Annotated in this window: 8 protein-coding genes; 1 reads left to right on the forward strand and 7 read right to left on the reverse strand. The window is 70.6% G+C overall.

The annotated features are described in order from the left end of the window. Positions 1-429 precede the first annotated feature (429 nt). The 5 genes from AB0M56_RS08280 to AB0M56_RS08300 form a co-directional block, all read right to left on the reverse strand. Positions 430-1587 (reverse strand): cystathionine gamma-synthase, encoded by a 1158-nt coding sequence (locus AB0M56_RS08280; protein ID WP_364172275.1) that lies wholly within the window; start codon positions 1585-1587, stop codon positions 430-432. Between the two features lie 132 nt (positions 1588-1719). Beyond that, positions 1720-2457, reverse strand: coding sequence for a hypothetical protein (locus tag AB0M56_RS08285; RefSeq protein ID WP_364172277.1), 738 nt, complete (start codon positions 2455-2457; stop codon positions 1720-1722). 85 nt (positions 2458-2542) lie between these two features. Then, positions 2543-3070 (reverse strand): hypothetical protein, encoded by a 528-nt coding sequence (locus tag AB0M56_RS08290; protein ID WP_364172278.1) that lies wholly within the window; start codon positions 3068-3070, stop codon positions 2543-2545. Between the two features lie 1879 nt (positions 3071-4949). Further along, the gene (locus AB0M56_RS08295) at positions 4950-6557 is read right to left on the reverse strand and encodes a hypothetical protein (RefSeq protein WP_364172280.1); all 1608 of its coding nucleotides are present in this window, start codon (positions 6555-6557) and stop codon (positions 4950-4952) included. A gap of 215 nt (positions 6558-6772) precedes the next feature. Continuing rightward, positions 6773-8143 carry a cystathionine beta-synthase gene (locus tag AB0M56_RS08300; RefSeq protein ID WP_364172281.1) on the reverse strand — a complete coding sequence of 457 codons (1371 nt, stop codon included), beginning with the start codon at positions 8141-8143 and terminating at the stop codon, positions 6773-6775. 985 nt (positions 8144-9128) lie between these two features. On the opposite strand from AB0M56_RS08300, the gene AB0M56_RS08305 reads away from it, so the two are divergent. Then, complete coding sequence (locus AB0M56_RS08305) at positions 9129-10349, forward strand: acetyl-CoA C-acetyltransferase (protein WP_364172283.1); 1221 nt, start codon at positions 9129-9131, stop codon at positions 10347-10349. A 475-nt stretch (positions 10350-10824) separates the two neighbouring features. Here AB0M56_RS08305 and AB0M56_RS08310 read toward each other — a convergent pair whose 3' ends face one another. Both AB0M56_RS08310 and AB0M56_RS08315 read right to left on the reverse strand, forming a co-directional pair. After that, positions 10825-12381 (reverse strand): DHA2 family efflux MFS transporter permease subunit, encoded by a 1557-nt coding sequence (locus AB0M56_RS08310; RefSeq protein WP_364172285.1) that lies wholly within the window; start codon positions 12379-12381, stop codon positions 10825-10827. Positions 12382-12711: 330 nt separating this feature from the next. Continuing rightward, the gene (locus AB0M56_RS08315) at positions 12712-13578 is read right to left on the reverse strand and encodes a Bax inhibitor-1/YccA family protein (RefSeq protein ID WP_364172287.1); all 867 of its coding nucleotides are present in this window, start codon (positions 13576-13578) and stop codon (positions 12712-12714) included. Positions 13579-13767: the final 189 nt, after the last annotated feature.

Here is a 13767-nt window from a genome sequence, read left to right on the forward strand (position 1 = left end):
AAACTGGAGCAGGGCAGTCCCCCCGAGGAGGGCGGGGGTCTGTCCGCCTGGTGTCTCTCCACCGGGCGAGCGCTCTGTTCACGGGCGAGGGCTCTGCCCACCGGGCGTCTGCCCACCGGGCGTCTGCCCACCGGACGTCTGCCCACCGGACGTCTGCCCACCGGACGTCTGCCCACCGGACGTCTGCCCACCGGACGTCTGCCCACCGGACGTCTGTCCACCGGCGAGGGCTCTGCCCACCGGGCGTCTCTCCACCAGGCGAGCGCTCTGTCCACCGGCAAGCGCTCCGCCCACCGGACGTCTCTCCACCAGACGACCGCTCTGTCCACCAGTCGAGGGCTCTGTGCCACCTGATTGTGGTGCGAGGGCCACAACAGAAACCCCCGCGCCACAACCAGTTGGCACGGGGGTTTCGCAAGAACGCAGGGCTCAGCCCAGCGCAGCCGTGAGGTCGGCGACCAGGTCGGTGCCGTCCTCGATGCCGACGGAGAGGCGGAGCAGGTCGGCCGGGACCTGGAGCGTGGAGCCCGCCGTGGAGGCGTGGGTCATGCGGCCCGGGTGCTCGACGAGGGACTCGATGCCACCCAGGGACTCGGCCAGGATGAAGAGTTTGGTGCGCGACGCGACTTCCAGCGCGGCCTGCTCGCCGTCGGCGTGGCGGAAGGACACCATGCCGCCGAAGCGGCGCATCTGCTTGGCCGCGACCTCGTGGCCGGGGTGTTCGGGCAGGCCCGGGTAGTAGACCTTGGAGACCTTCGGGTGCTTGGCGAGCGTCTGCACGATCAGCTCGGCGTTGTCGCTGTGCCGCTCCATGCGCAGCGCCAGCGTCTTCAGGCCGCGCAGCGTGAGCCACGCGTCGAAGGGACCGGGGACGGCGCCGGCGGCGTTGCGGAGGTAGAAGAGCTGCTCGCGGACCTCGTCCTCGTTGGTCAGCACGGCGCCGCCGACGACGTCGGAGTGGCCGCCGAGGTATTTGGTCGTGGAGTGGACCACGATGTCGGCGCCGAGGGCCAGCGGCGTCTGCAGGTACGGCGTGGCGAAGGTGTTGTCGACGACCAGGCGCGCGCCCGCGTCGTGGGCCACGCCGGCCAGGGCCGCGATGTCGGCGATGCCGAGCAGCGGGTTGGTGGGCGTCTCGCACCAGATCAGCTTGGTCTCGGGTCGCAGGGCGGCGCGGACCTCGTCGACGTTCGCGAGGTTGGCGACGGTGTGCTCGATGCCCCAGAGGCTCAGCACCTTGTCGATCAGGCGGAACGTGCCGCCGTACGCGTCGTTGCCCAGCACCAGGTGGTCGCCCGGGCGCAGGGTCGTGCGCAGCACCGCGTCGGACGCCGCCATCCCGGACGCGAACGCCAGCGCGTGCCGAGCGCCCTCCAGCGAGGCCAAGGCCTGCTCCAGCGCGGTGCGCGTGGGGTTCGCCGTGCGCGAGTACTCATAGTCACCCTCGCGGGTGCCCCCGACGCCGTCCTGCGCGTAGGTCGACGTCTGGTAAATAGGCACGATGACGGCGCCCGTCCGCGGATCGGGCTGCTGCCCGGCGTGGATGGCGCGTGTTTCGAAGCCCAGCACGGAGTAGTCGTCGACCATGGTTCCAGGGTACGGCCCGGTACCGACAATCCCGCCAGGTGGGATGGAATTCACGCCTGCTGCCACCCGTCACCGCAGGTCCCGCCGGTGCGGTCCCACCCGGCGGCGATTGCGCCTGGCGGGACCGGCCCGTCACCAGCCTTGTTGCGGAGGGTAGGTGCCCGGGTACTGCGGCTGCGCCGGTGCGCCGAGCCCGACCCACAGCTGGGTGGGCTTCACGATCGCCAGGACCAGCGTGGCCACCGGCGGGATGAGCGCGACGAGGCCGCTCGCGACGCCGTAGCCCAGGAACTCGGCCGACGAACCGAGAGCGGTGGCGCCGGCCGCGGTCAGGATCACCGAGATCACGGAGAACGCGATCGAGACGCCGCAGCCGATGATCACGCACATCCGGCCCGCCGGCTTGTGCATGATCAGCGCGATGGCGCCGTAGAGCAGCAGACCGGCGAGCGCGAGTTCGACGACCAGCGAGACGATGAGGAGCACCTCGGTACCGCGCAGCGCCGACAGCCCGACGATCGAGCCGATCACCCCGATCAGCGCGACGACGCCACCCAGGATCGCCAGCACGGCCGCGGTGATCGCGGTTCCGCCGCCCGGCTTCTGCTGGAGCACGCCCGGGCCGCCCGGGTACGCGGGGAACGGCTGGCTCGGCTGGCCGTACTGCTGGGGGTACTGGCCGGGCACGGGCTGCTGGCCCGGGTACGGCTGCCCCGGCATCGGCTGCGGACCGGAGTAGGGCGCCGGCTGCTGGCCCGGGTACGGCTGACCGTAGGGCTGCTGGCCGGGGATGGGCTGTGGGCCGGAGGGCTGCTGACCGTACGGCTGCTGCGGATTCTGCCCCTGGCCGGGGTTCTGGGGATAGCTCACGGAAGTCCTCGGGAATCCGGCCCCCACCGGCTGCGGGGAGATGTCCTCGTATCGTGCCAGGCCGGAGCCGTTTTCGGGGCGAAAATCACCACTGTCCGGGCACGTACGCCCGGTACCTGAGATACGAGAACGTCGGGCGCAGCGCCGCCAGCACCAGCACGAGCGGCGCCAGCACCACCAGCACGGCCCGGTCGACGGCCGCGAAGCCGTTCAGCGCGAACACGACCTCGAAGTAGGCCGCGTAGCCGCCGTTGCCGAGCGTCGGCTCCAGCAGAATCGCGCCGATGGCGATCACCGCGCCGAGGATCAGCAGTACGGCGCCGGCGGTGGCGCGGAAGATCGTGGCAAGCGCGCCGACGAGCAGGAAGAGCCCGGCACCCAGGTAGCCGCCGAGGTCCACGAGTGTCCACACAGGAAGGTCGCCGAGGCTGAACCCCGAAGGGATGTCGATGAACAACGTCACCGGCAAGTAGCCCGCCGCCCCAGCCGCCACGAGCCCCAGCAGCGCCGCGACCAACGCCGTCGCCCCGGACGGACGGCCGCGCCGCGCAGGCGGTTCCCCGTGCGCGGGACCTGACCGCTGCTGCGCTGGAGATCCGTACGGGCCGCTCAACTCTGCTCTCCCTCGGGCCGAAGGCGAAAACGAACGGCTCACCCTAGCCCGGAAATCGCGATCATGGACGAGAAATGGTGAAGCGATGAACAACCAGTGCCCGTTTCGCCCAGGTCGGGTAATAGTTCAAGATCAGGAGGGTGAAGCGTTACCGAAAAACAGCATTTCTCAATTTTTCGCAAAGATCGGCTGTGTGGGTGACCGGGGGGCCGTGTTGCGGCTCCACGCTCCCGGAGCGCAACGGGAGAAGTGCCGACAGTGGGGAAATGCCCGCGGAGGTGGGGTGCGGACTGATTCGGCCGGAGCAGACCGCGATACCGAGTGGTATTCGACGGGCCGACCAGTCTTCCGGTCACGAAAGGTCGGCGGTTGGTGGCAACGTCCGGCAGTTCATCAAGGCGGGCGTGCCACCGCCCGCGGCCAAGGTCGCAAACCCGAACCGTGCCGGGATCCGGCTAACGGGTGCAGGGTCGCGGAGGCGACTGTAGGCAGCAACGCTTCGCGGGTTCCCAATCATCACGGCTCGCCCTTTATGGCGGGGCGCATCGCCGATCCGAACCCGACGAGCGAGACCTGGCCGCGTCCTCCGCGCCGCGAGGTCAATCGCGGCCTGCGGAACTCCGCGGCTCACTGCTTCTCCGCAACGCCGCGCTGGTGCCCAGCCTGGTCCTCCACCCTGCGAAGTCGATTGCGCCAGCCAAGCGCCACGATCCGCCACCGCGCGGCACGGGCCGCCGTGCGACCGGCGAGAGGACAGGCCTCAGCGATCGCCGAGCGGCAGCGCGAAAGCGAGCGCGGGTCGGTCCAGTTACAGGGCCAATGGTCCGCCGGACAGCGAAAGCGCCTTCGATGCCGTGCTCCGCTGCCCCGCGAAGCCAATTGCGCCAACCAGGCGGACGGTCCGCCGCCGCGCGGCGCGCCGGGCACGGGCCGCCGTGCGACCTGCCAAAGGGCGGCCGCAGCGATCGCCCGGCAGCGACGCGAAAGCGAGCACGGGTCGAGCCAGCTGCAGAGCTGAAGCCGCCGGCAGCAAAAGCCCCTTCAATACCGTGCTCCGCCGCCCCGCGAAGCCGATCGCGCCAACCAATCGCGCCAGTCCGCCACTCCCGCGCCGCGCGCGGGCACGGGCCCGCCGTCGACCTGCGAGAGGACAGGCCTCAGCGATCGCCCGGCGGCAGCGCGAAAGCGAGCACGGGTCGAGCCAGCTGCAGAGCTGAAGCCGCCGGCAGCAAAAGCCCCTTCAATACCGTGCTCTGCCGCCCGCGAAGTCGATCGCGCCAGCCAAGCGCGACGGTCCGCCACCGAGCGGCGCGGGCGGGCTCGGGCGGGCACGGGCCGCGGTGCGACCTGCGAAAGAGCGGCCGCAGCGATTGCCGGGCGGCGACGCGAAAGCGAGCGCGGGTCGGACCAGTTGCAGAGCCGAAGAGCCACCGAGCAGCCCAAAAGGCCCCTTCGATGCCGTGCTCCGCCGCCCCGCGAAGTCGATCGCGCCAGCCAAGCGCAGCGGACCGCCGCCGCGCGGTGCGGGCCGCCGTGCGACCTGCGAGAGGACAGGCACGAGCGATCGCCCGGCGGCGGCGCGAACGCGAGCACGGGTCCGACCAGCTGCAGAGCCGAAGACCCGCCGGCGGCAAAGCGCCTTCGACGCCATGCTCCTGCGCCCCGCGGAGTCCGTTGCGCCAACCAAGCGCGACGGTCCGCCACCGCGCGGCGCGGGCCGCCGTGCGACCGGCGAGACGACAGGCCGCAGCGATCGCCCGGCGGCGACGCAAAAAGCGAGCGCGGGTCCGACCAGTTGCGGAGCCGAAGAGCCGCCGGACAGCAAAAAGCCCCTTCGATGCCATGCACCGAAGGGGCCCTTCACGTGAAGCTCAGCTGGTCACCACTGCTGTTGCTGCGGCGGCTGGCCGTAACCCGGGGGCTGCTGCCCGGGCGGGGGGCCGTAGCCCGGGGGCGGCTGCTGACCCGGCTGGGGCTGACCGTAACCGGGGGGCGGGCCGTAGCCCGGAGGGGGCTGCTGGCCGTAACCGGGCTGGGCCTGGCCGGGCTGGGGCTGGCCCGGCTGCGGGAAACCGCCGCTGCCGGGCTGTTCGCCGGGCTGGCCGTAGCCGGGCTGCGGAGGCTGGCCGTAGCCGCCGGGCTGGGGGAAGCCGCCGCTGCTCGGGTTGGGCTGCTGGCCGAAGCCGGGCTGGCCGAACGGGGGCTGCTCGCCGGGCTGGCCGAAGCCAGGCTGACCCGGCTGACCGGGCTGACCCGGCTGGCCGAAGGGGCCCGGCTGACCGAAGCCCTGCTGCGGCTGGCCGAAGGGACCCGGCTGGCCGAAGCCACCGGCACCACCCGCGGGGCCGCCGAAGCCGCCCGCGCCGCCCGGGGTGCCGCCGCCGAGGCCGACGAACTGGGCGGTGGGCGGGATCAGGCCGAGGAGCCCGACGATGAAGATCAGGATGCCGAAGATGAGCGTGGGCATGCCGATGCTGTCGGCGCCGTTGCCGCCGGCCTGGTCGAGGAGCTCCTGGTTCGGCGTGGAGCCGGCGATGAGCAGGACGCCGAAGACGCCCAGAAGCACGCCGCCCACGGCGACCACGATCGGCACGATCTTCTTGATCCCGCCGAGGCGGCCGGCCAGGATGAGCCCGGCGCCGCCCGCGATGGAGACGACCGCGCCGACCAGGACCATGATCACGTAGAACCAGATGGCGCCCGGCGAGGCGAGGCCGGACTGGCCCAGCAGCTCGTCGACCTTCGCGTCACCGGCCGACTGGCGGGCCTGGTCGAGGCTGGACGAGTAGTCGCTCGCGTCGCCCATGTAGAGGAACGACCAGATCAGCGACAGCACACCCAGCAGCGCCACCACGCCACCGGCAATGAAGCCGTACATGCTGTTGCCGCCACCGGACGCGACAGGCGCGGCACCGAAGGCCGGGGGCGCTCCGAAACCGCCCGGCTGACCCGGCTGCCCGGGCTGACCCGGCTGACCGAAACCGCCCTGCGGCGGGGCACCGAAGGCACCCTGGCCCTGGTCGAACCCGCCCGGGGCGCCGAAGCCCTGCGGCTGGCCCGGCTGGCCGAAGCCACCAGGAGCACCAGGAGAACCCGGAGCACCGGGCTGTCCCCCGAAGCCTTGCTGGCCGAACCCGCCGCCCATGGCAGCGGGGTTGTCGGCCGCGCTCGGCGGCGGGGAGTACGGGATGGCCGGCGGCTGCGAGCCGGGCGGGACGAGCTGCGTCGACTCGGCGCCGAAGTGGCTTTCGCCGCCGGCGTTCGCGTCACCGGGCCGCACGACCTGCGTGGGCTCGGGGGCTTCGCCGAACAGTCCGCCATCACCCGAAGACGGGGCCGACGGGTACGGCTGGCCCGGCTGGACCACCTGGGTCGGCTCCGACGCGCCGAAAGGACTGTCCTGCTGAGGTGTGGGACCACTCGGTGGGCCCTGCGGCGGCTGCTCGCCGCCGTCCCCGGGCTGGTTCGGTGGCTGCGGAGCACTCATGTGGGTCTTGAACCCCCTTGACGAGGACGCGAAAAAGTTCTATCGCGCCCACGCTATCGGATAGCGGGGCAGGGCGCTCGGAACGCCCCGGCCCAGGTAGGCCAATTACCGATCCGACCAGAAGCAGGCGGGAACCTGTCCGGACGGTGCCGCAGCCGGCAACCTTCCCCGCCGTGACTGTGGCCGGATCGGTAACGAAGAGCGCAGTGTCGCCCTCAGCGCCCGGCGAGGAACCCGAGCAGATCGTGCCTGGTGACGACGCCCGCGGGCTTGCCGTCGATCAAGACCAACGCGCCGTCCGCGCCCTCGAGCGCCTTCATCGCGGAGCCGACCTGTTCGCCGGCACCGATCGTCGGCAGCGGCGGCGACATGTGCGTCTCGAGCTTGTCGGCGAGCTGGGCCTTGCCGGTGAACAGCGCGTCGAGCAGGTCGCGCTCGTTGACGGCGCCCACCACCTCGGCGGCCATGACCGGCGGCTCCGCGCTGACCACGGGCATCTGGCTCACGCCGAATTCCGACAGGATCGCGACGGCCTCCGCCACGGTCTCGTTCGGGTGCGTGTGCACGAGACTGGGCAGGGAGCCACTCTTCTTGGTGAGCACGTCGCCCACCGTCGCGCCCGAGGAGTCGGGCGGGAGGAAGCCGTAGGACGACATCCAGTCGTCGTTGAAAACCTTGGTGAGGTAGCCGCGGCCGCCGTCGGGCAGGAGGACGACCACGACGTCGTCCTCGGTCAGGCTCTCGGCGAGCTTCAGCGCGGCGGCGACGGCCATGCCGCACGAGCCGCCGACCAGCAGGCCCTCTTCCACCGCGAGGCGGCGGGTGGTGTCGAACGAGTGCGCGTCGGAGATCGGGATGATCCGGTCGGCGATGCCGCGGTCGTAGGTCTCGGGCCAGAAGTCCTCGCCCACGCCTTCGACCAGGTACGGGCGGCCGCTGCCGCCGGAGTAGACGGAGCCCTCGGGGTCGGCGCCGACGACCTCCACTCGGCCGTCGCTGGCCTCCTTGAGGAAGCGGCCGGTGCCCGAGATCGTGCCCCCGGTGCCGACGCCGGCGACGAAGTGCGTCACCTTGCCCTCGGTCTGGCGCCAGATCTCCGGGCCGGTGGAGAGGTAGTGGCTCTCGGGGTTAGCGGGGTTGGCGTACTGGTTGGGCTTCCAGGCGCCGTCGATCTCGCGGACGAGGCGGTCGGAGACGTTGTAGTAGGAGTCGGGGTGCTCGGGCGCGACGGCCGTCGGGCACACGACGACGCGCGCGCCGTACGCGCGCAGGACGTTGCGCTTGTCCTCGCTCACCTTGTCCGGGCAGACGAACACGCACTTGTAACCCTTGCGCTGCGCGACCATCGCCAGGCCCACGCCGGTGTTGCCCGACGTCGGCTCCACGATCGTGCCGCCCGGCTTGAGGGCGCCCGACGCCTCGGCGGCCTCGATCATCCGCAGCGCGATGCGGTCCTTCACGCTGCCGCCCGGGTTCACGTACTCGACCTTCGCGAGCACCAGCGGCTTGAGCCCCTTGGTGAGGGAGTTCAGCTTGACCAGCGGGGTGTTCCCCACGAGGTCGACGATGTGCTCGGCGTACTCCACGACTGCGCTCCTGCCCTTCCGCGCCGGATCTCGGCGGCGAGGCCCAGCCTAAACGCTGGACCTGCGGCGCGGTCCACTCAGGCGGGGCGGCTCGACTCTTCGGTGACAGTCCCGCCCGGGGTGGGCGTTCCGGGCGGCGCTCGATCCCGCGGCGTCGGGCGGCTCGGCGAACGTCGCCGCGGTGAAATCCGCCTTGGTCGCGAAGCTGGTGTAGCGGAACGTCGTGGCCCCGGTGAACTCCACGTCGGCGAACACCGCCGACGTGGACGCGGCAGTACTTCAGCGACAGGTCGACGAGCTTCGCACCGGTGAGGTCCAGGTCGACGTTCGGCCAGAACCAGCTGTCGCCGTCCTCTGCGGGGCGGAGGTGCAGGGTCAGGATCCGCTGCGCGACCTTGCGGACCTGCCGCTCGTCCGGACCGCCGTCGGAACGGCATCCGCAGGTAGGCGCAGAGCAGGTTGACAATCGTCTGGCGCTGGAGCGGGTGTTCCTGGGCGAGGCGCTTCAACGCGTAGAGGCCGGCGAGGCGGACCGGGGCCTTCTCGCTGCCGAGCTGGTCGGCGGCCTTGCCGCACATCTCGGTGATGCGGCGCTGGGTCGCGTCGTGGTCCTTCTGCTCGAGGTCGAGCTCGGCCGAGCGCCGGCGACGGGCGGCGAGCAGCAGGGCGGCCGCGCCGCCGGTGCCTACGACGCTCGCGGCGGTGCGCAGGGCGTCGAGCCGGGCGGTGTCCTGTGGGGTGCCGCCGCCGAGCGTGGCCCGCAGAGGAAGGCGGCAGCCACGGCCACCAGGATCAGGCCGGCTCCCCACCACACGATCGTGCTCGTGCGCAGTGCCCTGTTCCGACCGGTCACGGCGGAGATCCTGCCGGCGCCCGATAGTGGTCCGCGTCGCGTTGGGCTTTGCGGGAGGCGTGACAGGCGGCACTATGGTGAGCAACCGCTTAGCGCCCGCCCGTTGCCACCGACCCGAGGAAGTGTCACGCCATGCCCGAAGCCGTAATCGTCTCCACCGCCCGCTCCCCGATCGGCCGTGCCGCCAAGGGCTCGCTGGTCAGCATGCGCCCCGACGACCTCGCCGTGCAGATGATCCGGGCGGCGCTCGACAAGGTGCCGCAGCTGGACCCCGCCGACATCGACGACCTGATGCTCGGCTGTGGCCTGCCCGGCGGCGAGTCGGGGTTCAACATGGGCCGAGCGGTGGCCGTCGAGCTCGGTTACGACCACCTGCCCGGCTGCACGATCACCCGGTACTGCTCCTCCAGCCTCCAGACCACCCGCATGGCGATGCACGCGATCAAGGCCGGCGAGGGTGACGTCTTCATCTCCGCGGGCGTCGAGGCCGTGTCGCGCTTCGCGAAGGGCAGCTCGGACTCCTGGCCCGACACGCACAACCCGCTCTTCGCCGACGCCGAGGCCCGCACCGTGGCGACCGCTTCGTCGGGCACGGACACCTGGACCGATCCGCGCGGTGAGGGCGCTGTGCCCGACGTCTACATCGCCATGGGCCAGACCGCCGAGAACCTGGCGCGGCTCAAGGGCATCACGCGCGAGGAGATGGACGAGTTCGGCGTGCGCTCGCAGAACCTCGCAGAGAAGGCGATCGCCGACGGCTTCTGGGCCAAGGACATCACGCCGGTCACCCTCCCCGACGGCACCGTCGTGTCCAAGGACGACGGCCCGCGCGCCGGCGTGACCATCGAGGGCGTATCCGGCCTGAAGCCCGTGTTCCGCCCCGACGGCCGCATCACCGCCGGCAACTGCTGCCCACTCAACGACGGCGCCGCCGCCGTGATCGTCATGTCCGACACCAAGGCGCGCGAGCTCGGCCTCACGCCGCTGGCCCGCATCGTGTCGACGGGCGTGACGGGCCTGTCGCCGGAGATCATGGGCTACGGCCCGGTCGAGGCTTCGAAGCAGGCACTGTCTCGCGCGGGTCTGTCCATTTCGGACATCGACCTCGTCGAGATCAACGAGGCGTTCGCCGCGCAGGTCATCCCGTCCTACCGCGACCTCGGCATCGACCTCGATCGCCTCAACGTCAACGGCGGCGCCATCGCGGTCGGCCACCCGTTCGGCATGACGGGGGCACGCATCACGTCGACGTTGATCAACTCTCTGCAGCACCACGACAAGCAGTTCGGACTGGAGACGATGTGTGTTGGTGGCGGGCAGGGGATGGCGATGGTGCTGGAGCGCCTTTCCTGAAGTAGACCGCTTTTTGAGGTAGCGCGCTTGGGCCGCCCGCGACTTTGGCTGCGGGCGGCCCTTTTGCCGCTTCGGGCACTGCTGGATGAACAGGTCGCGGGCAACGGCGCGTTCGCGACTCGCGACGGTCGTTCGATGGTTCCTCGCAGTGCTTGCGGGCTCCGGCCGTGCTCGCCATAGTCGACGAAGCCGCCTTCCGCCGAAGCAAACCGAGCGCCGACGGGAAAGGCTGCTCACAACTTGTTCGTTGGCGCGATTCCGCGAGAGTGCTGAAGTCGGCCGCAAAATGAGTGGCGAGCGCCCGTTCTCGCGATGATCCCGCGACAGCCGGGAAACCGGTCGCCGGACGACGCGCCACCGTGACGGCCATATTCGGAGGCAGCACGACGGCGCAGCCCAAGCAAGCCCGGTCACGCGAAGAAAAGGGCCGCCCGTGGCAAGCGCGAAGCGGCCCTCTCGCGTGAAGCAAACCCAGTCAGTGCAGCGGCGCCACCGGGATCGGGGCCGCCGCGTCGTCCGAGCGTGCCGGAGGGGGCGACGGGACGAAGCGTCGGTTCGGCAGGAACGCGGCGGGCACCAGGCACACGGCGAGGATCACCGTGGCGATCAAGAAGGGCGTCGCGAAGGCGCCGGCGGCGAGGGCGGACGCGGCGGTGTGCGTGGCGGGGTTCAGGGTGGCCACCGTGGCCGCCAGCTGGCCCTGGCTCGTCGGGACGCTGAAGCGGGAGCCGAGCAGGGCGGCCAAAACGATGGACATGATCGCGGAGCCGATGGCACCCGACGTCTGCTGCAGGATGCTCGTGGTGGTCGAGGCCTTGGCCATGTCCTCGGAGCGCAGCGTCTGCAGGGCGGCTGACGTGATCGGCATCATCGTGCAGCCCATGCCGAGGCCCATGACGAACGCGGCCGACAGCAGCAGCGCGTACGGCGTGGTCGACGTGACCTGGGTGAACGGCACCATGCCCACTACGATCAGCGCCAGGCCCGGCAGCACGATGCGGCGGGCCGCGAACTTGTCGAACAAGCGGCCCGCGATCGGCATCATGATCATCGCGCCGAAGCCCTGCGGTGCGAGCAGCAGGCCGGCGTGCAGCGCGGATTCGCCGCGCACCAGGGTGAAGTACGTGGGCAGTAGCAGCATCGCGCCGAAGAAGCCCATGCAGAACACCGAAAGCGTGATCATCGAGACCGAGAACGTCCGGTTGCGGAACAGGCTCAGGTCCATCAACGGGTCCGCCACCCGCAGCGCGCGCAGCACGAAGCTCACCAGCAGCACGATGCCCGCGACCGCCGGCAGCCACACCTGGATCGCCGTGACCGTGCCGGTGGACGGGATGCGCGAGACGCCGAAGATCAGGGCCGCCAGGCCCGGCGACACCATCAGCAGGCCCGCGAAGTCGAAGCGGCCCGACTTCGTCGCCTTGTCCTTCGGCAGCAGGCGCAGCGCGAGCACGAACGCGATGACGCCGATCGGCACGTTGATGTAGAAGATCCAGCGCCAGCTCACGGCGTCGACGAGCCAGCCGCCGAGGATCGGGCCGCAGATCGGGCCCAGCAGCATCGGCACGCCGAGCACGGACATCACCCGGCCGATGCGCTGCGGACCCGCCGTGCGCGTCAGAATCGTCATGCCCGCGGGCATCAGCATGCCGCCGCCGAGCCCCTGCACGACCCGGAAGATGATCAGGGACTCCACGTTCCACGCGAGCCCCGCGAGCATCGAACCGACGAGGAACGTGCCGATGGCCAGCAGGTACAGCCGCTTGGTGCCGAAGCGGTCCGACGCCCAGCCCGTGACCGGGATGACCGTGGCCAGCGCGAGCATGTAGCCCGTGGCGACCCACTGGATCGTGTCGAACGACGTGGAGAACTGGATCGTGAGCTTCTGCAGCGCGACGTTGACGACCGTGGTGTCGAGGATCGCCATGATGGCGCCGAGCACCACCACGGAGGCGATCTTGAGCACGCCACGGTCGAGTTTGTCGTCGAGCCCGGCTGCGCCCGGCGCGGCCGGACTCGGTTGTTCGGACATGCGGTGGACCATCCCCATCGTCGAGAGCGAAAAAAGGCACGCAAGCCCACGGCAGCGGGTCCCCCTTGCGTGACGCCGTCGAGGCTAGAGGACGCCACCGACAAAAAGCCATCGATTTCGCCCGAAGCACGGCGAAGGCGGCTTTTCGCGTTCTCGGCGCCCCTGCGGAAAGTCCTCCACCTGCACCGACACGGCCAGGAATTGGCCTCGCACAAGCACTCTGCGTACGCGCTCCGTCGCGCGAAGAGCATTTCTCCGCGTACAGAACGCGTACACAGAAAAGGCGCCCCGTAGTACACGGAGCGCCTTCTCGGGAGTCCTACGCGAGTACTAGTCGCGCAGGTAGGACAACAGCCGCAGAATCTCGAGGTACAGCCACACCAGCGTGGTCATGAGGCCGAAAGCCGCGAACCACGCCCACTTGGCCGGCATCCCCGACCGGATCATGCGGTCGGCCTGGTCGAAGTCGAGCAGGAAGCTGAACGCCGCGATGCCGATGACCACCAGGCTGAAGATGATCGCGATCGGCCCGCCGTCGCGCAGCGGGTTGAAGCCGAAGAACAGCGCGGTGAGCAGGTTGACCAGCATCAGGACCACGACGCCGCCCACGGCGCCGACGATCCACTTGGTCAGCTTCGGCGTGACCTTCACGGCGCCGGTCTTGTAGACCACCAGCATCGCGATGAACACACCCGCCGTGCCGATCAGCGCCTGCAGCGCGATCCCCGGGTAGAGCAGCTCGAACAGCCCGCTGAGCGCACCGAGGAAAATACCCTCGGCGGCCGAGTAGGCCAGCGTGAGCGGACCGCTCGCCTTCTGCCCGAAGATGATCACGAGCGACAGCACGAGCCCGACGATCAGGCCGCCGAACAGCGCACCGAGCAGCGCGCCGTTCATGCCGGTGACGCGGCCGAGCGCGTCGGTCACCAGCTGGGTCTGGGCCCACAGGGCCGTGACGACACCGAACACCAGCGCGGTGCCCAGCGAAAGACCGGTCTTGACGACGACGTCGTCGACCGTCATCGGACGGTCGGCGGAACCGGCGGCCATCTGCCCGGGACCGTAGCCGGGCACACCGCCCTGGCCCTGCGGAGTGCCGTAGGGCCGCTGGTCGAAGCCCACGTTCGGCCCGTACTGCCCTGAAGCGGCCGAACCGCGGGACAGGTTGCGGAACGCCGGGTTGCTACTGGAACGCACCTGATCCTCCTGGATCTGCTGGCACCTTGCATGGGGTTCAACGACCGCTCGGGCCTGCTGGTTCCCGTCGAGACGGTCGAGTAAAGGAGACTTTACCCTTTTGCCCGATCAGGGGACCGGACCCGCGCCGGGCTACACCGTATGCGACTGAGATCACGACCGTTCACCGCAGGTCACCCGATGGCCCCC

Source organism: Amycolatopsis sp. NPDC051372 (genome assembly GCF_040682095.1).
Lineage (GTDB): Bacteria > Actinomycetota > Actinomycetes > Mycobacteriales > Pseudonocardiaceae > Amycolatopsis.

Bases quoted from the DNA above. Each gene is read 5' to 3' on its own strand.
- AB0M56_RS08305 (WP_364172283.1), top strand. From the start codon at position 9,129: ATGCCCGAAGCCGTAATCGTCTCCACCGCCCGCTCCCCGATCGGCCGT.
- AB0M56_RS08280 (WP_364172275.1), bottom strand. From the start codon at position 1,587: ATGGTCGACGACTACTCCGTGCTGGGCTTCGAAACACGCGCCATCCAC.
- AB0M56_RS08310 (WP_364172285.1), bottom strand. From the start codon at position 12,381: ATGTCCGAACAACCGAGTCCGGCCGCGCCGGGCGCAGCCGGGCTCGAC.
- AB0M56_RS08295 (WP_364172280.1), bottom strand. From the start codon at position 6,557: ATGAGTGCTCCGCAGCCACCGAACCAGCCCGGGGACGGCGGCGAGCAG.